The 23,701-nt window shown below is 36.6% G+C and carries 23 protein-coding genes; 2 read left to right on the top strand and 21 right to left on the bottom strand.

The annotated features are described in order from the left end of the window. Positions 1 to 246 precede the first annotated feature (246 nt). Positions 247 to 1,536 carry a serine hydrolase gene (locus tag ABD769_RS01790; protein WP_344848863.1) on the top strand — a complete coding sequence of 430 codons (1,290 nt, stop codon included), beginning with the start codon at positions 247 to 249 and terminating at the stop codon, positions 1,534 to 1,536. A gap of 99 nt (positions 1,537 to 1,635) precedes the next feature. Here the strand turns inward: ABD769_RS01790 and ABD769_RS01795 are convergent, their stop codons facing one another. Further along, positions 1,636 to 2,229 carry a GIN domain-containing protein gene (locus ABD769_RS01795; RefSeq protein WP_344848865.1) on the bottom strand — a complete coding sequence of 198 codons (594 nt, stop codon included), beginning with the start codon at positions 2,227 to 2,229 and terminating at the stop codon, positions 1,636 to 1,638. Positions 2,230 to 2,496: 267 nt separating this feature from the next. Here ABD769_RS01795 and ABD769_RS01800 point away from each other — a divergent pair, with 267 nt between their 5' ends. Continuing rightward, positions 2,497 to 3,396, top strand: coding sequence for a glycerophosphodiester phosphodiesterase family protein (locus ABD769_RS01800; protein WP_344848867.1), 900 nt, complete (start codon positions 2,497 to 2,499; stop codon positions 3,394 to 3,396). A gap of 3 nt (positions 3,397 to 3,399) precedes the next feature. Here ABD769_RS01800 and pepE read toward each other — a convergent pair whose 3' ends face one another. The 20 genes from pepE to ABD769_RS01900 all read right to left on the bottom strand — a co-directional run bounded on the left by pepE (position 3,400) and on the right by ABD769_RS01900 (position 23,701). Continuing rightward, positions 3,400 to 4,095 (bottom strand): dipeptidase PepE, encoded by a 696-nt coding sequence (gene pepE / locus ABD769_RS01805; RefSeq protein ID WP_344848869.1) that lies wholly within the window; start codon positions 4,093 to 4,095, stop codon positions 3,400 to 3,402. A gap of 243 nt (positions 4,096 to 4,338) precedes the next feature. Next, the gene (locus ABD769_RS01810; protein ID WP_344848871.1) at positions 4,339 to 4,749 is read right to left on the bottom strand and encodes a hypothetical protein; all 411 of its coding nucleotides are present in this window, start codon (positions 4,747 to 4,749) and stop codon (positions 4,339 to 4,341) included. 181 nt (positions 4,750 to 4,930) lie between these two features. After that, positions 4,931 to 5,485, bottom strand: coding sequence for a WcaF family extracellular polysaccharide biosynthesis acetyltransferase (locus tag ABD769_RS01815; protein ID WP_344848872.1), 555 nt, complete (start codon positions 5,483 to 5,485; stop codon positions 4,931 to 4,933). Between the two features lie 27 nt (positions 5,486 to 5,512). Next, complete coding sequence (gene xrtY, locus ABD769_RS01820; RefSeq protein WP_344848874.1) at positions 5,513 to 6,088, bottom strand: exosortase Y; 576 nt, start codon at positions 6,086 to 6,088, stop codon at positions 5,513 to 5,515. Positions 6,089 to 6,109: 21 nt separating this feature from the next. Continuing rightward, positions 6,110 to 6,964, bottom strand: coding sequence for a glycosyltransferase family 2 protein (locus ABD769_RS01825; protein ID WP_344848876.1), 855 nt, complete (start codon positions 6,962 to 6,964; stop codon positions 6,110 to 6,112). An 11-nt stretch (positions 6,965 to 6,975) separates the two neighbouring features. Then, positions 6,976 to 8,124: an XrtY-associated glycosyltransferase XYAG1 gene (locus tag ABD769_RS01830; RefSeq protein WP_344848878.1), complete on the bottom strand. Its 1,149-nt coding sequence runs from the start codon at positions 8,122 to 8,124 to the stop codon at positions 6,976 to 6,978. Between the two features lie 12 nt (positions 8,125 to 8,136). Next, the gene (locus ABD769_RS01835; protein ID WP_344848880.1) at positions 8,137 to 9,549 is read right to left on the bottom strand and encodes an exosortase Y-associated Wzy-like protein; all 1,413 of its coding nucleotides are present in this window, start codon (positions 9,547 to 9,549) and stop codon (positions 8,137 to 8,139) included. Then, on the bottom strand, positions 9,539 to 10,747 hold the full coding sequence (locus ABD769_RS01840) for a glycosyltransferase family 4 protein (RefSeq protein WP_344848882.1): 1,209 nt from the start codon (positions 10,745 to 10,747) through the stop codon (positions 9,539 to 9,541). The genes ABD769_RS01835 and ABD769_RS01840 overlap by 11 nt, the downstream gene beginning before the upstream one ends. Next, on the bottom strand, positions 10,735 to 11,361 hold the full coding sequence (locus ABD769_RS01845; RefSeq protein ID WP_344848884.1) for a class I SAM-dependent methyltransferase: 627 nt from the start codon (positions 11,359 to 11,361) through the stop codon (positions 10,735 to 10,737). The genes ABD769_RS01840 and ABD769_RS01845 overlap by 13 nt, the downstream gene beginning before the upstream one ends. A gap of 2 nt (positions 11,362 to 11,363) precedes the next feature. After that, on the bottom strand, positions 11,364 to 12,731 hold the full coding sequence (locus ABD769_RS01850) for a glycosyltransferase family protein (protein WP_344848885.1): 1,368 nt from the start codon (positions 12,729 to 12,731) through the stop codon (positions 11,364 to 11,366). After that, entirely contained in the window at positions 12,674 to 13,906 is a 1,233-nt protein-coding gene (locus tag ABD769_RS01855) for a glycosyltransferase family protein (protein WP_344848887.1), read from the bottom strand. Before ABD769_RS01855 ends, ABD769_RS01850 begins: the two co-directional genes overlap by 58 nt. 165 nt (positions 13,907 to 14,071) lie before the next feature. Continuing rightward, complete coding sequence (locus ABD769_RS01860) at positions 14,072 to 15,091, bottom strand: glycosyltransferase (RefSeq protein ID WP_344848888.1); 1,020 nt, start codon at positions 15,089 to 15,091, stop codon at positions 14,072 to 14,074. Then, complete coding sequence (locus tag ABD769_RS01865) at positions 15,088 to 16,068, bottom strand: glycosyltransferase family 1 protein (protein WP_344848889.1); 981 nt, start codon at positions 16,066 to 16,068, stop codon at positions 15,088 to 15,090. Before ABD769_RS01865 ends, ABD769_RS01860 begins: the two co-directional genes overlap by 4 nt. Positions 16,069 to 16,137: 69 nt before the next feature. Continuing rightward, a complete protein-coding gene (locus ABD769_RS01870; protein WP_344848892.1) occupies positions 16,138 to 17,301 on the bottom strand; it encodes a glycosyltransferase family protein in 1,164 nt (387 codons plus the stop codon). Further along, complete coding sequence (locus ABD769_RS01875) at positions 17,298 to 18,245, bottom strand: hypothetical protein (RefSeq protein ID WP_344848894.1); 948 nt, start codon at positions 18,243 to 18,245, stop codon at positions 17,298 to 17,300. Before ABD769_RS01875 ends, ABD769_RS01870 begins: the two co-directional genes overlap by 4 nt. Then, a complete protein-coding gene (locus ABD769_RS01880) occupies positions 18,242 to 19,234 on the bottom strand; it encodes a glycosyltransferase family 2 protein (RefSeq protein WP_344848896.1) in 993 nt (330 codons plus the stop codon). The genes ABD769_RS01875 and ABD769_RS01880 overlap by 4 nt, the downstream gene beginning before the upstream one ends. Further along, a complete protein-coding gene (locus tag ABD769_RS01885) occupies positions 19,231 to 20,166 on the bottom strand; it encodes a glycosyltransferase family 2 protein (RefSeq protein ID WP_344848898.1) in 936 nt (311 codons plus the stop codon). Before ABD769_RS01885 ends, ABD769_RS01880 begins: the two co-directional genes overlap by 4 nt. 28 nt (positions 20,167 to 20,194) lie before the next feature. After that, positions 20,195 to 21,544: a glycosyltransferase family 4 protein gene (locus ABD769_RS01890; RefSeq protein WP_344848900.1), complete on the bottom strand. Its 1,350-nt coding sequence runs from the start codon at positions 21,542 to 21,544 to the stop codon at positions 20,195 to 20,197. Further along, positions 21,529 to 22,524, bottom strand: a complete 996-nt coding sequence (locus tag ABD769_RS01895; RefSeq protein ID WP_344848902.1) for a class I SAM-dependent methyltransferase — start codon at positions 22,522 to 22,524, stop codon at positions 21,529 to 21,531. Before ABD769_RS01895 ends, ABD769_RS01890 begins: the two co-directional genes overlap by 16 nt. A gap of 37 nt (positions 22,525 to 22,561) precedes the next feature. After that, positions 22,562 to 23,701, bottom strand: coding sequence for a glycosyltransferase (locus ABD769_RS01900; protein ID WP_344848903.1), 1,140 nt, complete (start codon positions 23,699 to 23,701; stop codon positions 22,562 to 22,564).

A 23,701-nucleotide genomic window follows, 5' to 3' on the forward strand; every position in this document is an offset into this window, starting at 1 on the left:
CTGTTTGAATCGTTACCTTTAAAAACCAATATTAATGACATGCATGCTTTAGTTTCACATAAAAGAGCGGATTTGTTTCACTGGCACATAAATCTGGTGCAAATCCTGTTGATGTTTTTTCCTTTTTTTATTTTTCAAAAGGCTATTGCACAATCTTCCTTACAGAGCCGGATAATCCAGGTGGAGAATAGCCTTACTGAAAGAATCCGCTTCAGTGGTTCAAAGCCGATGAATATAAAGGACAGAATGAAATTCTATAAAGTGCCCGGATTGAGCATTGCAGTAATCAAAAATTATAAGATCGATTTCGTAAAAGCTTATGGAATGGCTGATGCTGAGTCAGGTATTCCGATTAACGATAAAACGCTCTTTCAGGCCGCATCCATCAGTAAATCGCTGAACGGGCTGGCGATCATAAAACTTTTCGAATCTAAAAAGCTCGATTTATATGCTGATATCAATCAATATCTTAAAAGCTGGAAGTTCCCTTATGATTCGCTTTCTAAGGGAAAGAAAATCAGTACCGCGAATCTGCTCAGTCACACCGCAGGCCTGAATGTGCATGGTTTTGCAGGATACGAAAAGGGTAAGCCTCTTCCTTCCCTTATCCAGATTTTAAACGGAACCCCACCTGCAAATTCAGCGCCAATACGCTCCATATTTGCACCGGGTCTGCGCGATCAGTACTCTGGCGGTGGGATAACCATCAGCCAATTACTGTTGACGGATATTTCTGGTCAGCCTTACGAAAAATATTTAGCTGAACAGGTACTCAGGCCCCTGGGGATGCTCTCGAGTACTTTCGCCCAGCCAGCGGTAAATGTAGCAAAAGGCTTGTTGGCAACCGGATATAATTCAGAAGGAAAACCGATTACTGGAAAATACCACATTTATCCAGAACAGGCCGCCGCCGGGTTATGGACAAATCCGACAGATCTCTCTAAATATATTATTGAAACGCAGCTCTCTCTGGCTGGAAGATCTTCAAAAGTGCTCGATCAGCAAAACACTAAACTACGTCTCAGTCCTTATATGAATGTTGACGGAGCTGCTTTAGGTGTTTTTATTGAAGATTATAACGGGATAAAATATTTTGGGCACGGGGGAGCCAATGAAGGATTCAGGTGCGGCTATTACGGAAGTATGGAAGGCGGCAACGGTCTGGTAATTATGGTCAATTCAGACAATGGAGAAATTATCCAGGAACTCATCAATAGCATTTCTACGGTATATAGTTTTAAAGGATTGAGCAAATCCAGGACCATTACTATAGCATCGGTTTCAGACCATGATCTAAACAGTTATCTGGGCAAATACCAGCTTACACCCGATCTGGTGTTAACTATCAGCAGGGAAGGGAAAAAACTATATGCCCAGGCCACCGGACAATCACGAATTGAAGCTTTCGCAGAAACCAGTTCGAAGTTTGTTTTTAAGGATATACAGGCAACAATGGAATTCGTAAAAGATCAGGCCGGTGTGGTTAAAGAACTTATTTTCATCCAGGGGGATATCATCCATGCAAAGAAACTTTAGGTTTGCCTTTAAATCCAGCCTTTCCTTTTATCCACGGGGCTAAAACGCAAAAAAAAGAGCGGTGGGTGTCCATCGCTCTTTTTAATTTTTTTGTATTGCTTATTTAGACAGCGCTGCAATTTGGATAGTGGCTGGCGAAGTCATTTCTGTATTTGAAGCCGCAAATTTATCCAGGTTTAATTTTGGTGTGCTGCCCATTACTACGTTATGGTTTTGTGTAGCTCCGCTTAATTTTAGATCAGCATAACCTTCCATAACAGTATATAAACTTTCTGTTTTCGAGTTGATTTTGGCAACAGCATTTCCGGTTAAGAATACCTGAAGATATTTAACATCAAGTTTACCCTCTGTTTTTACGCTGGCATCATCAGAGGCCTGTACCCTGTAAATGTTTTTCACATATACCGTAATTTTTGCCGGACTGTTATCAGTCGAAGTAATTTTTAGTGCCGATCCATCCTGGATCACTTTTACATTTCCGGTATTTTCATCGGCATAGCTTACACCTTCGGTACCATTCTGGATCAGCGTAACTTCTACCTTTCCGCTTACCACTACTTTATCGAAGTTTTTTGGTGCCGACATTTTTACGGGTTGTTTTTCGCCAGCCATTACACTGGCACTGAAGATTGAAGCGCTTAATACTAAAGCTGCCATTAAAGATTTTGCTGAGGTTGAGAATAAAGTTTTCATAATGCTTTTATTTATATTTTTAATTAATAATTTGTGATTGTTTGATAATGAGACGCAAGGAATTGGGAAACGTTTCAGCCGGTTTAGCCGTATTATACCAACACAGCTATATTCTCGACGAACGGGTGTTAAAATCGGGCGAAAAACAGTTCATTTTTAATAGAAATTTTAGATCTGTTGCTTAAATGCGTTAGAATTAACATTCGCAAAACACCTGCTTAACGGCCTGTTAATATTTTTGCGCATCAATCACTTTTGTAGTATCGTATGAAAATCTCCTGTAGTATTCTTATTTTGTTATTATCCAGTATTGCAATTGCTTCGCAAGCGCAAAGTCCTGCTGAAAAATTAAAGACGGTTTTTAGGGCTAATAACAAGCAGATTTTAGTGGCAGCACATCGGGGCGACTGGAGAAATGCACCTGAAAACTCTTTAAATGCACTTTACAACAGTATCAAAAAAGGATTCGACATCATGGAGCTTGATGTGAAGATGAGCAAGGATAGCCAGATGGTGGTGATGCATGATAATACCATCGACCGCACCACCAATGCGAAAGGAAAAGTGGGTGATTTTACCCTTGAGGAACTTAAAAAGTTCAGGTTAAAAAATGGCCTGGGCCGTGTTACGGAAAACCAGATCCCAACCATGCGCGAAATGATGCTGGCTGCAAAAGGTAAAATCATCATTAATGTAGATAAAGGAAATGATCATCTTGATCTGGTATTTAAGGTGCTGCGCGAAACTTCCACCATTGATCAGGCCATTGTGAATGTGGGCGATGATGTACCTTATGGAGAACTGAAAACCAAAAACGTTATCCCGGAAGACGCTTATTTAATGGTGGTGGTTAATGCGAAAAAGAAGGAAATGCAGGATGTCATCAAGTCTTACCTGCCTAACCAAAAAACGATTATTCAGCCCATTTTCGATACCGATACTTTAAGCAATCTAAAAACGGTAAAGAAACTGAACGGTAAACCATTAATCTGGCTGAACAGTTTGTGGCCCTCATTGAACGGAGGCCATGATGATGACCGCGCCGTTGAAAGAGGAGAAAAAGAAGAAAGCTGGGGCTGGCTGGTTGCTTATCACCCTGCAATTCTGCAAACTGATCGTCCGGCTGACCTGTTGATTTACCTGAAGGATAAAGGATTGCATCAATAAAGATTATACCAATGATGCACCCGGTTGGAGTTCGTAAGGGGCTTTGCCGGGTTCGAAAATTCTGGTTTCTTCACTTCCTTCAGTGGTAATGTTATTACCCGATATTCTGATCCAGTTTCCTTCACGTAAGCCAACCACTTTGATGTTGTTCTGGGTTAAAAATTCATTGATTCTGGTTTCCCTTGTTTCCCCGTTATGTTTTAGATCAGGATTTGGGTCGAGATAATGTGGATTAAGGTTAAAGGGTACCAATCCCATACAATCGAAGGAAGAAGGATAAACAATCGGCATATCATTAGTGGTTTTCATGTTAATGCCGCCAATATTACTGCCTGCGCTACAGCCTAAATAAGCTTTTCCCTGTTTAATGTTATTACTCAGTACCTCCATCAGCCCAAGTTCGTGCAATGTTTTTACCAAAAGGAAAGTATTCCCTCCACCGGTAAAATAACCCTTAGCATGATTTATGGCCTCAACAGGATTTTGAAATTCATGCAAACCTTTTACCTTAATGTTTAATGTTTCGAAAAAATCGCTGGCTTTTTTGGTATATTCTTCATGCGAAATGCCACCTGGCCTGGCAAAGGGTATAAAAATGATTTCATCTGTTCCTTTAAAAAGGGTAACAAGTTCATTTGTTAAATATTCCAGGTAATTTCCACCGAAAAGGGTAGAAGTAGAGGCCAGTATAACATTCATTTTAGTAAAATTCTTTTGCTACAAAGTTAAAAAACGGATAGCATTTTGGATTGCCAAAGATGCGTTATAAATTTAATTTGACAGGAAATTATGCTAACATCTTTAAGTCAAGCTCAACAGTTCTGTACTATATTCTGCTCAAAATTTCTAAGCGCTTACCCAGATAACTGGCGAAATAACGTTGGGGTATTTTTAATACAAAAAAAAAGTAAGGTAAAATACCTGACAGGAAATTTCAAGAAATTAATGCTGTGGATTGGATATTCTAGGTGTAGTGATATATTTCCTTTTATCGCTGATCCATTCTTTTAGCTTTGGGAAAACGATCAAAATCACAAATGCCAATATGGATATAATCAGTTGTAGTGTGAGGTTTACCTTGGTTACAGGGTTCACATCCATATCGCCCATTACAATATATAAGCGGTACATACTTCTTATAATGATGAATATCAATAGATATTTGCTCCATTCGAACCTGCGTTTGATGAGGATAAATAACAGGTAGCGAAGGGTTAATATTGATATAAAAATGATAGTTTCTTGCGTACTCTCGTAATCGTATAAGAAAAGATTTACGATTCCGATTAAAAAAGTAATTAAAATAAGTTTTGAGGACAAGGAATACTTGTTCTGCACTAGTTTAAAATTCACCAACTTATACTTTTAGGACGATAGACAGTACAAAGGTCAAAATAATTTTTAATATCAGGTAACTTACATGGTAAAAGAACTGTAAAGCTTTGATAATTGTCATTGTGTTTTTTATCAAATAAGAAGTTAAAAACAAAAGCCGCTGTAAAGCGGCTTTAGGTATCTTATATTGAATTTGAATTTATTCCTTTATTGACCTTTCTTTGATTTTTACAGCCGGATTGCCCTGATAAATAGAATATGGCATCAAATTTTTTGTTGTAACGCTACCCAATGTAAGTACCGAGTGACTTTGAAGTATTACACCGGGGCCAACTTTGGCTGCGGCTCCGATCCACGCACCATCTTCCAGAATGATGGAGGAGGTTATCAGATCAAACCCTGTACTTTTATAGTTGTGGTTGCCCGTAATTAAAATGGCCTGTTGAGAGATACAACAGTTTTTGCCGATTTTAACATGATCAAGATTGTCTATATAACAATCGGCCAGCCAGCTGTAATCACCCACCTCCAGTTTCCAGGGATATTTAATATGGATGCCTGGTTTTATACGTACCTCTTTTCCTATCTTAGCTCCAAATAATCTTAGGAAAAAAACAAGTACAGCGCTAACAGGCATCATCCTGCTTTTAAAAAAGAATACATCTGTAAAATACCACAGAAACTGTTTAATTACAGAAGCACCTATCTTAAAATCCCCCGTGTCAAAATTTTTATGTAACTGTGTTTTTAACAAATTTATTATTCTGTAGGTGGTAATGGCTTAAACCTTCACTAATTTATTGCTTTTTTTGATCCAGAAGTATAACATCGTAAAAACGCATATATATACAATAATATTGAATACCTCGTGGTGATAAGTAAAATTATTGCGTTGCGATTTAAAGAATCCGAGTAAAACGCCCAGGCCCGCAATACGGAGCACATTTAACACATAAACGGTTATTAAACCGATTACCAGCATTTTAAGAGTTGATTTCCATGATGCGGGAAATGCTAATACAAAAGCAGCCAAAAAGCTCATCACGCCTAATCCCAGGCAAGAATAATTAACACGAAGGTATGGGCCTGATACAACCATCACATCCATTTCATTGTAAATGGCATAAAACCCAAATGCCTTTATAATCCATACTGCAGGTACAATCAAAGCGGACTTTAAGCCCTGAATATAGTTTAAATGCTCAGAAATAAACGGATTGTAGAATCTGGAGCCTGGTGTCATCACGCTGTTCATAAACAGGTTGCCCTGGCTAAACAGAATATAAAGTATAAAAAGGGCAACCACAAATTTGATTGCTTTTTTATTGGCCTGTTTTTTTGCTTCTTCTGGGGTCATATATTATCGGCACTTATAAATTTAACGGTATGTTTTCTGTAGGGCCTTAATTTTTCTATCCACCAGTCGCCTAAACCAAAAGCCCTGGAGATAATGAAATTTAATACCGGTGCGGCCTTCAAATATACCGAGTTTAAAAAACATCCGGTAACTAAAATAAAGATAGGGTCTTAAACCCAGTGGAAGCTTCCACCACAAGCGTTTTAGCCAAGCACGTTTTTCGTCAGGACTGCCCAGTAAATTAGGCTTTAAGCTCTGGTTTCTTAATTTTAGTATCCGTTCTATTTCTTCCTGTGCTACCAGATCACTATAACGTTCGTGTTTGGATTTCCAGAAGGCAATATCATTTTCTTTCAGGTTTTCTTCCAGTATCCAGCCTTTCTTCCAGATTTTAGCTTTACCTGGCGCAATAAACCTGTGGTCCATGTTTTCATTCAAATCAGAGAAGCCTAACCCTGTCCTAAACATTTTTAAAAGGTAAAAGGGGTAAAATGTACCAAACCTGATCCAACGGCCCTGAAAGAAATTTTTACGGTTAAAGTAAATGCCATTGATATCTTTATTATCATCCTCTTTAAAGTTGGCAAGCATTTCGAACAATTCAGGTGTAACGGTTTGATCGGCATCGAGTCCAATGGTCCATGGGGTTTCTACTTTGAAATTCTTTAAGGCGAAATCCCATTGTTTTGGGTGGTTTATAAAAGGATTTTGTTTTACCTCAGCGCCATATTGCTCAGCGATTTTCAAGGTTTCATCGGTACTTCCGCTATCCAGAATGAATGTTTTAGCATTCAGGTTTTTGATAGAATTTAATAACCTTGGCAAATGAATTTCTTCATTGAAAGTTAATATGATGAAACTAAAATTTTTATTCATATCAGCTTAAATCAGATTCTATTATAAAGTTCAATGTATTTGTTTGCTAAAGTAATATCGTTAAAATCGTCTTTAATTATTCGCGGAGCTACTATTCTTATCTTTTTTCTGTTAACAGTATCACGGTAAGAAGAAACCAATTCTGTTTTAATTTCATTAATATTAAGACTTGTAATCCAGCCCAATTCTTTATCTGCTACATAATCGGCCAAACCAACGTGCCCGCTTATCAGAACAGGTGTGCCTACACTTAAACTTTCTATCACCACGTTGGCAAAATTTTCATTGTATGAAGTGAGTACGGTTAAATCATGATCAGCCATTAAATTAAATTTATCTTCTTTATTCACCAGCCCAAGCCAGTTAATCCGGTCGCTAAGTTTCAGGTTTTCAGCTTTAAGTTTCAGACTTTCTATATATTTTGCATTTCCTGAGCCACCTATGGTTAAACGCCAGGGAATCTTTATACTTGCCAGGGCTTCAAAAAGTAATTCCAGGCCTTTTTTTTCTTCTATACGGGAGAGGAAAAGTAAACGAAAAGGATCATCAGTTGATGCCTGCAAACCAGAAGCCGTTAACGGAAAACTAACTAAATTGGGGATGACTGTAATGCTTTTTGGTTCAATAATTTTCAGAATATCTTGCTTCTCCTGTTCGCTGGTAGCATGGATATGACAATATTTTAATAGTTTTTTGCCCAGAAGTTTGTGGATTAAATTTTTTGAAATTGATTTTCGGTTGTTGAAAGAATAGGAGGTAAGCATGCCACGCGGCGATAACATTACAGGTATTTCGTACCATTTAGCAATTAAGCAGCTTAGTACCGAAACTAAATTCCACCAGGCATGGATGTGGATAATGAGTTTCGAGTCTGGAGTTTGGCGTATCGCTCTCCTCAACGCAATTAATAGTTTAGGAGAAAAATGACTGTGATCTTTTGTGAGACGTTTAAAATAGGTAACTGGAACACCATCAATTAAATTAACTTTACCCGGTTGTACCTCTAATTCTTCGGTGCCATTTGCAGTGGTTGTTAATACCTGTATTTCCTCACCATCACCAACCTTTAGTAATGCTTCACATAAACTTGCTACACTCTGTATTGGTCCACCGTAAATATATGCGGGTTTATAAGAAGCAGTGATGTGGATAATCTTCAATTTTTTACCGTATTAGTCAAATGTCGGTTTTAATACTTTTATGGTTCTAAGCAGGTAAAACAGAAACCACATAATTACATAACCCCAAAAAATATTATTGAACATAAATTCAAAGTTATTCCCTCTCCAGAGTCCCTGAAAAATACTATTGAACATAATTACACAGCCGAGTTCGTAGCCGCCGAATAAACTTTCTGCCAGATCAGAAAAATGTTGGACCAGCATGCCATATAAAAGCATAAAGAAAAATACACCAGCAACACCCCAGCTTAGATAGGCATCTACAACGGGGCGTGTTTTTGCAGATACTGTAGACATTTGATGTGCTACACCTGCATCATAAACCCGCTGCATGGATACGGTTTCCATGTTGGGTTTTCCTGACCAGAAAATTCTGGGAACGAGTCCTTCTAAAGAATTTTCTACAATTTCCCAATCATAATAAGGATGATGACTGGGTACATAGTCTACAAATTGGGTGAACATTTCTATTTCGCTTAGTCTTCTGGTAAGGAACCCCCAGTTGGTATCTTCAATTTGTTCTTCGTTTTTTGAACCCAAATTCTCAAACGCCTGGTTTTGTGCTTCTTCTGCACTTACTTCACCGCTCCAGCTTTGTCTTACAGTGTTATTATACGTTGGTAGGAAATAGAGTAATATGTAAGCGACAGGAATGCTCAAATAAAGTATGGCCTTTTTATAATAGGGAAAAAATACACAAGCTATAACGATCACATTGATAATGATCGGTTCTTTGTATCCAGATAGCGAGGCATGTATAAAATTAATGATGAAAATAGTAGCGCCTATACCTAGGTATTTGATATTTTTAGTGTTGAAACCTTTAACAAATAATACGGCTGCACAAGAGATTCCGACTAAGGTGAGTGGAAGGGCAATTTGGCTAAGCCCAGAAAAACGTTGTGCTAATGAACCAATCCCGAAAACAATAATGCCCAGCCAGATTAAAAAATCATCACCTTCAAAGGTTTTTACACTTTTAATGGTAATACGATTCTTTTGAACTATAAGCATACCTGTAACCAAGGCTGCATGAGCCAATAAACTCATTCGTTGGCAACTGGCAATCAGTGCAGTTTGTTCACTTTCTTTAAATTGTGCGCCATAATTAACTTCTGTTAAATACCGGTAGCCCAAATGATCCATAAAGTAAAAAATGGAAGTGGTACACATAAATCCTGCAAAAATGAGCTGTGTAAGAAATATGGGTCGCATAATTTGCTTATGGATAGGTAAATCCTGCTTAATAATTGCTGCTGGTGATAGTATGGAAGTATAAAAAATAAATAGCGAGCCAAACCAAGCCACAAAATAAGATATGATCGGGCTATTGATTAGTAAATAACAAACCAGAACAGGAAAGTACAAAGTTAAAATAAGTCTTGTAGGATTATTATTTTGCATCGCTGTAAATAGTATCTACAATTGCTTTCACTTGTTTTTCGAATGACCAGTTTTGAATGATCTGTTGGGATTGGATGCCCATTTCTGTTAATTTTTCTTTTCTATCTGTTAGTTCTCCTAGTTTTTTCACAAGATCATCTAAGTCATTCGATTTAAATACTTCTCCATTAATTCCTGGCTTAACAAGATCTACGGCACAGCCAACTTTTGTGGAAACCAAAACCGCTTTACCTGCTGCCATGGCTTCATTGACAGCTAAGCCCCATGTTTCTCCTGGCCCCTTTGATGGTAAACAAAAGAGATCGCAGGCCTGATACACAACAGGCATTTCTCTTTGATTCTGAAAATCCATAAAATGAATTCTCTTTTTTATACTGTCATCCTGAGTGTAGTCAAAGGATTTCTTCGCTCCTAATCCGTCAACATTCCTTTTCAAACTCCCCTCTAACACTCCATTGCCGACAAATAGTAAATGGGCATTGGCCAAATTCAATGCATTAAAAGCTTCCAATAGTAACGATGGATTTTTTTTTACTTCAAATTTACCGGCGAATAAAATTAATATTTCTTGATCAGCAACGCCAAATTTTTGTCTTAAACGATCCGCCTCTACTTTTCTCCCCTGTGAAAATCTTTCATTATCAACAGCATGACAAGCAAAATGCAATTGCTGATCTTTTAATCCATATTTCTCGAAGTAATTTTTATTTGCCTCTCCGACATAAAATGCTTTATCAATATGGCTATAAACCCATTTAAGAAAGTATTTTCTTAATACGCTCTTAAAGCTTTTTTGTTGATCTAATAAGGTGGAATCGCCCCTGAAGTAAGTTGGTACCTTTCCTTTAAAAAATCGCAATATCTTTAAGTGACTTTTCGATGCCCAGCCATAAATCAAAATTGCATCTGGTTCAAATTCCTCTACTTCTTCAATCAATCTGGGATTAATTATACCATTTAGATGGTGGGTACCAGGATCTTTTGAAATATTTTCTAAATATATATAATCATAGCCCTCTAATAAGGGGATGTCCCATTCAATTTGTCGGCCAAAACCTTGGTCATATTTAGCTATTGATTGTTCACCCCAGGTATAAAATACTTTTAGTGCTAACTGTTTAGCCAGTAATTGAAATACTGGGGTGTAATACTGTATCGGATGACTGATGATAATTGCTAGCTTTTCTATTTTGTGCATTCTATTGCTACGGCCTCATTAAAGCGGTTGGCTTCTTCAACAAATTTAAAATGTTCATCTTTGCTATCGTTAAAAAAGCAAATTCTACAGTTTTTAAACCCACTTTTTTCCAGTTCGGACACCAGCGATTTTTCGTCCCACATCCATAAATGTTTGGAGTTGCCCGCATAATCTTTAATTACACCTGTTAAACCTTTGCTTCTTTTTTCTTTGCCTAGTAAGGTTCTCCTCATAAACTCAGATGCTGGATTTTCTACCGAATTATAATCTTCTAAATACTTTGCTATGGCAAATTTCAAATCTGGCACCACGCACCTAAAAATTCTACCTGGTTTTAAAATGTGATAGGTATTTTTCAATGCCGACTGAAAGTCTTGGTAAGACAAATGTTCAAGAACATGCGAACAGTAAATCCCGTCGCAGGTATTTTCTTGCTCGGGCAAACCTTTTACAATATCTCCGTACAGCACATTTTCAGGAAAGGGTTGAATGTTTTTTTTGTAAAATTTGCCAATTAGCCAAGTTCTCTCAAATCTTAAAGTAGGAGAGGCATCATAATTTTTCCAGGTATTTGGAGCGCTAAAACCGCAGCCATATTGTACGTATAACGGCATATTTAAAATTTACTTTTTAGGTGTTTGCTGTGTTTCAAATCCAGTACTTCATCAAACAGATCTACCTGTTTTTTGGTTAAAGATTTTGCGGTATATTTTTCAAATTCTTTCCAATTTGTGTTGGGAGATTTTTTCTCGATTACCTGTTCCAAATATGCTTCAAAAATACGCTTTACTGCCGGATAAGAATGATCAAGTGTGATTAAATTTCCGGCATTACAATCTTTAATTACGGTTGCTGCTTCACTTTGTTGATGAAATAACGCGAGTAATGGTTTTTTCGCCATGATGTAAGGATAAAGTTTGGATGCCGTATATGATGCATCATTTGAGCCGACAATGAGCAAACCATCTGCTTCTTGCAAATTTCGAATGCTTTGGTAAAAACCTATGCGATCTGTATATTCTGTTACTTTCTTGCTTAAACCCATTTCTTTTGCGGTAGGAGCTACTGTTGGAACGCCGGTCCCATTTGCAGAATAACTCGTACCAATAAAATGTAAATGTAGTCGAGAAAAGATAGCCGGATTGGTTTCTTTATAAGCTAAGATTTCTTCAAATAATAATTTAATTGCAGGGTGAATATCATACCCTCCTCTGCCAATATAAATCAGGTTAATTTGATTCGGACCTGTCTGATACACCAATTTAAGTTTCGATTTGTTTTTCTCAGCAATCACAAAATCCTGTTCCAAAGCGCCAAATGTAATTATCCTGGAAGGTTTATTTTTTAACCAAGCGTATCTACTTTCCAAAGTTTCGATATATGCGCCAGATACGCTGACGATGCCATCAACATTTTTCATCGCGATTGGTTCCAAATATTTATTTAACCGATAAGAAAACCAATACTTTGGAGGTCGTTGCGATTTCGGTTTATCTAGATAATAGGTAGAATGCCAAGGATCTTGCATATCAATGACGTACGGAATACCAAATTTTTTCTTCCAATAACTACCCAAAATACATACCGGAAACTGTGTTGTAGAGAAATAAATTAAATCGAATTTTTGCGATGCTAGCAATCGACTAATTTGTTCTCTATAATGATAAATTGAGCGCAAGGCTAAACCACCTATTCCAATTTTACTAGTCCATTTTTTAGCCAACGCTTTCACCTTGTGGATGACTGTGTTTGCTGGTACCGTTTGTAACAAAAGCTCGTCCTTTGCCAAATCTGAGTATTTTTGATTTACAACTGCTACTTCTGCAGTCCATCCAAAACTTTCGAAATAAGGCAAGCTCATTCGCACCCGTTGCATGTCGGCAGCGTTAATGGGCGGAAAGTGTGGCGATATGATTAAAACCCGTTTCAATTGGCTAAAGTATTGGCTACAAGTTCTAAAAATGTCTGCTGTTCCAGGTTCCAATTCAACTTTTCGTTTCCATAGGTTAACGCTTGTTTTTTTCTGGCTGCTAGTTTTTCCCGATGATTTGCGTACAAAGTAAGTAATTTTTTAAGCGCTTCAATATTACCATTTTCGTAAGTATCTCCCATATGTGGGTAGTTTTCAAGTAATTGGCTTTGAGCGCTCGTATCAGTTGCGATAATTGCCAAACCTGCTTGCACGTAGGTGAAAATTTTATTAGTAAGGCAAATATCCCTATTTTCGGGATAACTAAGCTCAGTTGCTAAGCCGATGTCAAATTGTGAGGCAAATTTAAAAATCTCATCCGCTGGAATTGGACGATGATAAAAGATTTTACTTTTTTTGGCAGATTTTAACCTACTGTTAAAAGTTTCTATAATTTCCACATCATGGTTACCTAGCAAATGCAGCTCAAACGCCAATTCGTCCAGGTGGTTTATCACGTCAATTACAGTTTCCAATCCCCTTGCTGAGCCAATAGTTTGCGAAAACCAAAATAGCTGTAATGGCTTATCCGTATGATCAACCATTGAAATATGTTGTTGTGGAAAAACATTTAATAGTGTGATTGGCTTTAGTTGCGGGTAACACTCCTGATAAGCAGCACTGATAAGTGGACTTGACGTTGTTAGGTAATCAACCTGAGCAAGATACTTGTCTTCAATATACTTTTTGATCTTGTAATCAAGTGATGTTTTGTTATTTGTTACTTCATATCTGTGAAAGTCTTCGGCATCGAATCCGCATTTCGCCTTGTTCTTTTTCGATGCCGAAACAGCTGCTGGCAATGCGCCTAAATTATGTGCAATATATAAATCTGCTTTGATTGATTGCGCAAAGTTTGTTTGTTCAGTAAGGCATCTGGTTATAGCGGTTTCTGCGAAACCAAACCCAAAACCGAGAATATTGGACAACTTCATAGCTAATTTTTGACGAATGCGCGATTTCAAATAAACAAATTTTGCTGCACTCGGGTCGCCGCCAACTCTAATTGATTTCCATTTTTTTGTTTGCAATAATTGCATGTCCAATGCAGTTCCCCACTCGTTCCAATACTGGTAAATTACAGTAACAGTATATCCGGCTTCTTTTAAACTATCCGCTTCTTTTACCAATCGGGGGTTGAGCGAGGGCTGACCTGAAGAAATTAATACGATGTGATATGAGGATTTCATTTAACCGTACTCGGATGCATTGTCGTTTTTGGACTAAACTTCGACTTTAACTTAATGAAATATTTCATAATTTCCTCTAAACCCATTTAAAGAAATGATAATACTTAGTGTTTAGTTGATCAGGTATTTTTGTCGGCGCAGCTAAAAATGATAAAACTTTATCCATTATCTGAAAAGACCTAAATACTTAGCTGCAATGATCGGTGTATCAAAACGTTCTTTTGCCTGCGCTCTGCAAAGCGTTCTGTCAATTTTAGCAATTTTATCCACCGCATCTATCATTTCTTCTCTGTTTTTTACCACAAAACCAGTAACTCCTTCATCAACAACTTCTGGTACAGCTCCCATTGGAAATGCAATTACCGGCGTTCCACATGCCATGCTCTCCGTCATGACCATTCCAAAAGCCTCCCTCACATCAATAGGGAAAAGCATAGCTTTTGCCATGCCGAGATAATGGTTTTTCTGTTCATCATTAACTTCGCCAACATATTTAATTTGTTTACCATCAATTTTTGGCTTTAACGTCTTTTCAAAATAGGCTTGTTCATGTTCAATATTTGAAATGTTGCCTGCAATAATCAGCTTCTGATTGGTAGCTAGGGCAACATCAATTGCGATATGGCAACCCTTCACTTTGTCTAATCTCGATAGAAAAATAAGTGGTGCATCATTGGGTAGATTGGTCGTTAAATCGTATTTTGAAAAATCGATAGCGTTGTAAACCCTTGTCCAATCTCCAATGTGCTGTGCGGTGCTGATACAATCGTAACTTGGAGCAGTAAATTTTAAATTCTGGTGAGGAAATCGATTAGTCCAATAGATATTTTTTGCATCGACTTGCCTACCGTAAGTCATGATTTTGTTTACTGGTTGATTTAATATCGGTAAAAGGTAGGCTAACCTTCCAAAATTGTGGATGAGGTTATATTGTTTGCTTTTCTGCAACAGAAATTTCCAGGCAAAGAGCGTTTCTTTTAACCGCTGCCATTTTCCCCGCTTTAGATCGTTGATCCCAAAACTGTAATTTTTGCCAGAAATCTTTGAATTTGGACCAGCCAAAAGTTCAACTTCATGCCCCAAAGCAGTATATTCTTCGGCAAACATATAAACTAACCGCTCATGACCACCATATTTTGGCGGTGGAACCGAAATTCCTGGATCCATGATTAATAAAATCTTCATCCGTAAGCTTCGTTTAAAATCATTAGCATTCTTTCGGCACTTTTTTCTAATGATAGATTTTTCAATATGTAATTTCTAGGTTCATATCTTCCTTTTTTTATAGACTCTATAAATCTAGGTAGTTTACTATTGAACTCTTCTAAATCCTTGAATTTTTCCCCACAAGTAGCATCAAAATAAGGAATAGAGCTAGCGGGTACAGGATTTTTTTCTCCCCAAGTAAAGCGATTGGTATCTAACCAAAATCCTTGATCCCAAGCAAATATAGGAACATCCATAGCCAACGCTTCTTGATAAGCAAGCCCTTGGCTTTCATGCTCGCAGAGGAAAATCATCCCAATACTGTTTGTTAATATTTTTTTGTATTCCTTAATGGTATAAGATCCGTAAGCTATGAGTTTATAATCTATTTGATGATCATCAAGTAGATTAAGAATTGGTTGCAAAATTTCGGTGGTGTTTTTTTCTTTATCCCATAAAAACTTAACATAAACCAAAATATCTTTTCTGGCAGCTGTTTCTTCGGCTTTCCAATAATAAGTATCAATGCCAACCGGCCATATTTTAGAGGTGTTTTCTCCGTACCATCTGTTGTATATTGTTGCTGTCCAGGTAGAATGCTGCAGATATGTCGCTAAGGGGTAATCTTCGAATATAGTTCGCCATTCATTTGGATGTGTCATTAAACCTATTCCAGCTACAATCTTATTCTTTTTATTATAGCCTTTTAATACATTTTTGCCGATTCCAAGCACAATAATTTTATCTTCTTCCTTAATTTTACTAAAGGGTAGATTTTTAATGTATGATATTTTTTTTTCTTTAAGCGCTTTACAAAGATTTATGAAAACCCGCTCTAAGCTGCTGATGTTTTTTTTTCTGAAAAAATGAAGTAATGACCTCAGATAACGATCTCCCCAAAACCATCGGTCTTTTAGATGTGGTTTTTTAAAGTATATGATAAGCCTACCTTTCAATTTAAAGTGATTTATTTTCTGGAATTTTAGTAATTACTCCTTCACCACTTACTGAACGGTTAAACCAGATCATAAGGTGTGGAATTGATTTAAATTGAAATAAGTGCTTATTTTTGCTATTGAATTTGGTATGGATAAGGTATGCAAAGCCTTCTCCTGGCCGTTTACTCTCATCATTTTTCTCTTTTTAGTGTCCCTCTCTAGTTCTTTAATTTTTTCATAAAGTTCTGCATGATTTGAAAAAACTTCGATGTCTTTTCCGATTTCATAAATTTGATCTAGGCCTGGAGCTAATTCGGTTAAATAACATGCACCATACATGGGGGCTTCAATATCTCTTAACCGCGAGTAGGTATTTGGGGCATTGATTGGATAATCAAAGCTTTGGTACCGATTTATGCCAAGGGTAATCAGGCTTTCTCGCGTTATTTTAATGTAGTCGTTAAAATCTGGCTTGGCTTTTAGATTGCTTTTCAGTGCGCTCGATAATACTGGACTAATTCTGCCATCTTTAATTTTATTTAAATAGGGCTTAATCCCGAATCTGGAAATAAAATCAATTTGATTTTTCGCTTTTCTCCAGATAGGGTTATATAGTTCTTTAGCGCTGTCATTCTGCTCTAGCCATCCTGTGCCACGTATATTCAGATCAAGATTTGGATATTCCTTGAATAGTTTTTCGAACAATAAATGTCTTTGAACATCTTTTGAACCTATAAATGAAATTTCTTTTTTTTCAATAACACGTTGCCTACGATATTGATAATCGACCCACATCGGCATTGGGAGGTTAATATATGGGTATCCAGCATTTTGATAAAGCGTTGTTGCCATGTATTCAGGTACCCAATTTAAATCAAATATAGCATACTCTTTTGGTGCCTGTTTAAACATCCTGATGTTATCGCAAAAGAAATTAACACAAGGAATACCCATTTTTTTTATTTCGGAAATTGCCTGGATGTCTATTTGTTCGGGATATAAATAGCTTAAAAATAAGTCGGGTTTATTTTGTTTAATAAATTTTACAGTTTTTTCCCAAGTAAAACTCTTCCACTCATCCAGCTGATTTTTTGATTGTGGTATTAAACCTCTTGCCCAATCTACTTCCTTACACTCTGTCCAGTTACATTTTGCCTCTTCAATGCCATTTTTGATGTAGTGTTCCCAAAAGCTATAAGCAGCTATAGGATGTTTGGTGGTAGATTGTAAAAACGAAAGAAATATTTTCATTGGACTCTTTTATTGCTATGAACCTTTGAAGGTCCAAGAAGGAAATGATAAATAGGCCTAAATACAAATTTGAATATCGAGGTTGCCCTTTCTTTAAAGTAATACCTAAACATAATGTCAATCTCAGCTAAAGTGCTGTTCCTGCCTGCAATTTTTAATCGTGCTTCTTCCATCAAATAATTTGCACTTTCGCTATAACTATCATTAAAATGCACTATTGCGGGTTCACACACTATCGTTGATTGATCAGCCTGATTTACTCTTTTCAGTTTAGTTTTTCCTTTTAAAACATTGGTATTAGAGGTATTGTAGAACATTCTATCAGCTTTTATAGTTTCATTATCTGGAATAGGGTGTTGATTATATAAAGCCATTGATAGTGCAAATAGAGGCTCTTCGTTCTCCTTTCCTCTAAGCCTAATAAAATCTAGTTCATCATATCTCTCCTTGAGTTCTAATGCTTTTGCAAAGACCGATTTGCTAATGTGATTGTTCTTAAAGTAGTAAACAGATCCTACAAAAACCGGCATGGCAATAACGTTGAATTTATTAATCATCTCCTTTATGTCGCAAAAAAAATCACCAGACGTTTGTTCCTCGCCAATCGCTGTAAAATCATAGGCAGACATGGTATCGAAAATGGAATCTAAAGGTTTATAGATCAGACAATCACAATCTATAAAAAGATTTTCCTCAGCAACAATATGGTCAATTAATAAGAATTTTGAAGTAAATGATTTCTGAGATTCTTCCAATGCCAGTAATTTGACAATAACCTTTGGATTGTTCCTGAACTCTTCAAAATATGTAGTATTATCCGTTAGCACTAGCAACTTGATTGCCGATTCTCCATTCCAAATAAGGAAAGATTTTATTAGGTTTTTTGCTAGCTGAAGATAATAAATTCTTCCAACCGCAATTGTTACTACTGCTTTCTTTATCATCTTATTCTATTCGCCAAGTTTTGATAACTATATTGTATTAAACGGATGGATTTCCATCCTAAAACAGAAGCCAGCTTGCTTAAAACCTTTCTGCCAAAATCTAATTTATAGGTTAAGGGAGTTATCAATGGCAATTCGTGTATTGCTTTTTTTGAAATATCTTTAAACTGGGGGTAGCTTCTGATGGCCACATCATATAGAAGACGGTAAATCGCAAAACGGGCTGCTAATGAATCCTCTTTTGATAAAAGTTCTTTTTTTTTAGATAAGATTGATGCCAAAAGACTTGATAGATCTTTATAGGTCCTTTGACTAGACAAGTTTCCTTCTTTCTTATATTTTCGATAGTAATTGAAGACATCGCTTACTTTTACAATTTTTGTTGAATTCAAAATAATTCTTGCAAAGAATTCGCCATCGTCATCTAAGCTTAGCTCTTCGTTCCATAGTCCTGATTTTCTGATCAGCGGCATAGGTATCAGCCATGCATTCGGTTGGATCATCGATCCTTTTCCATCAAATCCTCCCCAAAGTTTGATTAGAAACTTAATAGGCTCATCACTTGTTTTCAGAAATTCCTCTTCGTAGAGAGAAGGTGTAAATAAAGCATGTGCCTGGTGTTCATCGAAATGAACGGTACTGCAGACAGCCAAAGTATTAGTATGGTTTGCAATGGCTAACACCTGTTTTTCTATTTTATCTGTTGAAAGAATGTCGTCTGCATCTAAAAATTGTATAAAATCGCCTTTTGCTTCTAATAGTCCTTTGTTTCTAGTGGCGGCAGCACCTTTATTGGCTTGCTGAAAAACCTTTATCACCTGGTTATCGAATGACTTTATGATGTCGAGCGTTTCATCTGTCGAGCCATCATCAATTACAATAACTTCTTTGTTAGCCCAGCTTTGACTAATTGCCGATTGTATACTTGCTGCAATATGTTTTGCTGCATTATAAGCAGGAATAATAATCGAAACCAATGGTTTTTTCATCTTCTTAATGCTGGCTTTAACAATCTAATCATTTTTTCTCTGATCCAAAAAGCGGCGAGAGGACTAAATTTGCTAACTACATTAAACAGAATATTGTTGTTTGCACTTATAGAATTTAAGCCTAATTTTTTTGCAAACAATAAGGAAGCCTTTGTTTTCTCCCAATTATTTATTGAAGCAAGACTAGTTGCAATCTCTCCAAATCTTACGGCAATCTCATGATTATAAATTGAAGGCGCATTCAAAGCTGTTTTTTCCATTAAATAAAACTGTGCAAGAAAACATTTTTCCTTATTGGTTTGAGACATTGAATTATTTATTCTGTAATTAATAATACTTATTTCATCTTCACAAGAAAAGCGGAGGTGATGAAGGGCGAGAGAGATATGCAACGCGCAATCTTCATTGTACAATACTTTTGGATCTAAATCATAACCGCCCGCATTTAAAAATGCCGTTTTATTATAAAGACCGCAAAAAGGATTGATCTGTTCTGCAATTGCATATTTAATTGGATCGGTTTCGAGCTTATGTTTATCGAATTTTCTTAAACTGATGAATTCATTGGTGATATGGTCCCGATATTCATAATTGAAAAGAACCACTTCCGGACACTCTTCCCTATCCATCCATTTGTGGGCCAGGCTCGTGAAATTTGGAAGTAATTCATCGTCTGCATCGTGAAAATGGATCCACTCAGATTTTACCATTTCTGCAAGTTTATTTTTTCCGAAAGAGCAACCACGGTTCACATCGCCGTCGATAACAACTGCACCATATTTTAGGGCTATCTCGTGGGTATTGTCTGAACTACAATCATTATATACCAAAATTTCATCAAACTTTATATATTGGTTTTGGGCCGATGTTAACAATCTTGGTAAACACCAGGCTGCATTGTAGGCAGGTATACAAAGTGCTAAAGATTTCATTGATGCAAATGGTTGTAAACTAAGTTTTTCATTTGTCTATCCGCCCCAAAATTTTATTCTTCAATCTTTTGGTAATATATTTTAAAAGCTTACTCAATGGCTGTTGGTTCAGAACGATATCAATGGCGTATTTTTTATCTGATGGGAGATATAATGCCTGGTTAAATAGATTGGGAGCAATCACATCAAATTTTTGAATAACCTGAGTCATTAACTTAATGTTGTCATTAATAATATTGGTATACATCAGGCTTTTAACAGTTTTTAATGCTTCGCTTGTCATCTTTTCATAAGCAATTTGATCCATGTTGTTAACTGCTTCAATACACGACGCAAGCGCAATATGATCATTGGAAGCATATTTAAAACCATTTATTCCATTTTTAATGAGTGATGAAACACCTGCACCATCTGAACAAATTACTGGCGTGCCAATGCTCATGTATTCTAGACAGGTGAAATTGTATATGTCCCATGTGGATGGAATGATGGCAAATTTTGCTTTTTTTTGAATGTCTTTCAACTGATGGTGAGAAACTTGCCCCTGAGGTACTATTGTGCGATTCCATATTTCGGGGAATTTTTCGAGAAGTTGGTCTGATTTGGATAAACTTTCGGTAAACATGGTGTTGCGCCCATACCATTTGATTAATACTGGTTTAGCTATTGTTTTAACTGCCCGGCATAAAATATCCGGACCTTTCCATTCCTGGATTCGGCTGCATACGATAGCAAAATTCTCCTTTTGAATAAATTTAGCAGGGGTAGAGTTCGTTTTAAATAACGGTGAGATAAGATTAATTTGTTTATGAGGAAAAATATCTTGCCAAAATGTATAATTAGACTGACTATGAGTAACTAGCGCATCTGCTTTTTCTAGTAAGGAAAGTTCTGTCTGTCTACACTGGTCTCCAAATAAAATCCCCTGAAGTTCCCGTTCATATAGTTCAATTTGACCTGAACTTCCATGCAAACGGGTTACAACGGGGATATTGTGGTGAATTAGCCAGGGAATAAAACCAAGTCCAAAATCGGTACATTCTACCAGATCAAACCCTGCACCTGCGTTAACCTGTTCCCACATGGCCCATGCAGAGGCAATCGCTTTCTTATATTGTGGTATGAAATCGAATTTTTTGAACCTATCGAGGTATTTATGGAAAAGGTCGGGTTTGAGGTATTCGACTTCTATATCATGATGCAGAAAGCTATCTAAAGATTGGGTATAAGCACTGCCTACCACAACTTTTATTTTTGCAACATGAGATCTCACAAAATCAATGTATTGCAGATAATATGTCGAAATTCCTCCTCCTGAATGAGGGTAATATTCGGGTAGAATAAAAAGAACGTTTAAATTGTTTATTTCCTGATCCACATGCTGTTAAAATTTCTGCCGAATTTATCATCGGCTAAAGTCAAGTTATTTTCCTCCGCCTTATACTCTTCTGGTAGGTCAGATTTTAGCGTGCCAAAAAAACAATAGGTATTAAAATATGCCAGGGAAAGTCCCTTTACCGATTCCTCCAGATTTTTTAAAGAAATGCCATTGTTGGCAGAATAAGGTAGCCCTTCTACATGGATATCTGTAATACTCCATATCTCTGCCGGAGTAAGATGAGTATTGATAACATTTAATTGTATCAGTTCTTGATTTACCTCTGCGATATAGGTTTCTAGTTTAATATTCCCCTTCAGTATGCGTATAATTTTCCCAATAATCCTTTGTTTAAGTGTCCTGTTTTGAAAATTAGCTCTTGTGGTTTGAATTAGGCGTGCTGTTCTGTTTTGGTATGTTTCAGAAGTGATTGCTTCAGCAAGGGGATCATGCAGGCTTATAAAGACACCGTTTGTGTTTAACCTGTTTTCTATGCCCGAGATGAATTGTGGAATATTTGGAATATGATGCAAAACGGAAGAAGTAATAATGAGATCGAATTTTTCGTCTACATCTTCAATATATCCACATCTCGAATTTATAGGTATATTCCATTTCAATGAGCGTTTTTTTGCTCTCTCTAACATAGCATGAGAGGGATCTAGCAGAAACATGGATGCTATTTTTCTGCCAACTAATGAATCTATTAAAAGTTGAGCAGCCAAACCTGTTCCGCAACCCAGATCCAAAACTTTAATTTTTTGTATTTTTTGCTCGTCTAGCCAGGCACAAAGATGATTAATAATGCGGTCAATCTGTTCGGGAAGATTAATCCACATTTCAGCATGGATTTTATCATAATATTTTGCTTCAATATTATGAAAGGTAAGGTTAACCTTTTCATGAAAATCTTTTATCGAATCCAGATTGGACTTTTGCTCAAAAAGTGGGGTTAAAGATTTGAAAACATCGGTTGTCATTTTAATTGTATTGGCTTTAACGTACTGCTCAATGGGCTCAGTTATTTTCTATTAATAATTTTAGCCTGTTATGGATCTTTATCGGGTTAAAATCCATTTCAGCAAAATACCTACATTGTTTAACACATGCTAATCTGAAATCCGGATTTTTGAGTTTATTTATAATACTTACCAAATCTGTTTTTGTTTCATTATCAACATAGCTTAACCAAGCGTTTTTAACGGCCCATTTGCCTATTGCTGAAGATTGGGGAGCTATAATAAGTACTGGTATACCTAAATGGCAGAATTCGACAAATCTACTTGGAAAGCTGTATCTCGATCTGATTTCTTCATTTGTATCTGAAGAATAAAAAACAATGATCACATCAGTTTCTTCCACCATGAAGTTGAACAGATCATAGAGTTCTTCAAATTTTTTGTAGAAAGAAATTTTGCTCGAATTCTGTAAAGAATCTTTGTAATCCTGATTAAAAGAACCAATCATGATTATGTTTGTATCAGTTTCTTCAACCGCATCATTAATTTTTTCGACCGTTTTTTCAAAAAAATATGGTAATAGCATCCCTGAAATGGCAAAATTGAATTTTTCGGATTTTATTCTTCTGCCATGAGCTATAAAGGTACCATCAGGTATTGGGTAAACAACAGATACATTTTTCCCGCCATGCAAAGAAATAATCTCTTTCATCTGTTCTGAAACCACAAAAAAATGCCTGCAATTTTCAATTATTCTAGTGATTTGTTTTCTTGTGAGAATATTCTCTTTAAAATATCGGTTGAAAATATTATCATCGTGGAAAAAGAGATAAAATGGAATATTAGCTTGTTTTGCAAGGAAATGGACCAGGTAACTTACATAATCTTCTAATAACCCGATTAAGATATCGCCTTTGGTAAAATGAAGCGCTTTGGTCAGAGATCTTGCTTGTAACCGCGTTCTCATGCTGGTTAAAAACGGAGTCGCTTTTCTTAAGGGCGGGTGCCAGAATTTTTTTTCAAGGTTAATTTGCCTGAAGCTGGTATTTCCCTTATTAACCGGACTGCAATTAATAAAGGTAACCTGATAACCTTCCTGTTCAAACCGTTTTAAATGTCGGTATAGTACAATACTTCCGCCAGCAGCGTTATTTACCGGATAAAGTGAACTTGAAATAAAAAAAATCCTTTTTTCCAA

The organism is Pedobacter jeongneungensis, assembly GCF_039538295.1.
Lineage (GTDB): Bacteria > Bacteroidota > Bacteroidia > Sphingobacteriales > Sphingobacteriaceae > Pedobacter > Pedobacter jeongneungensis.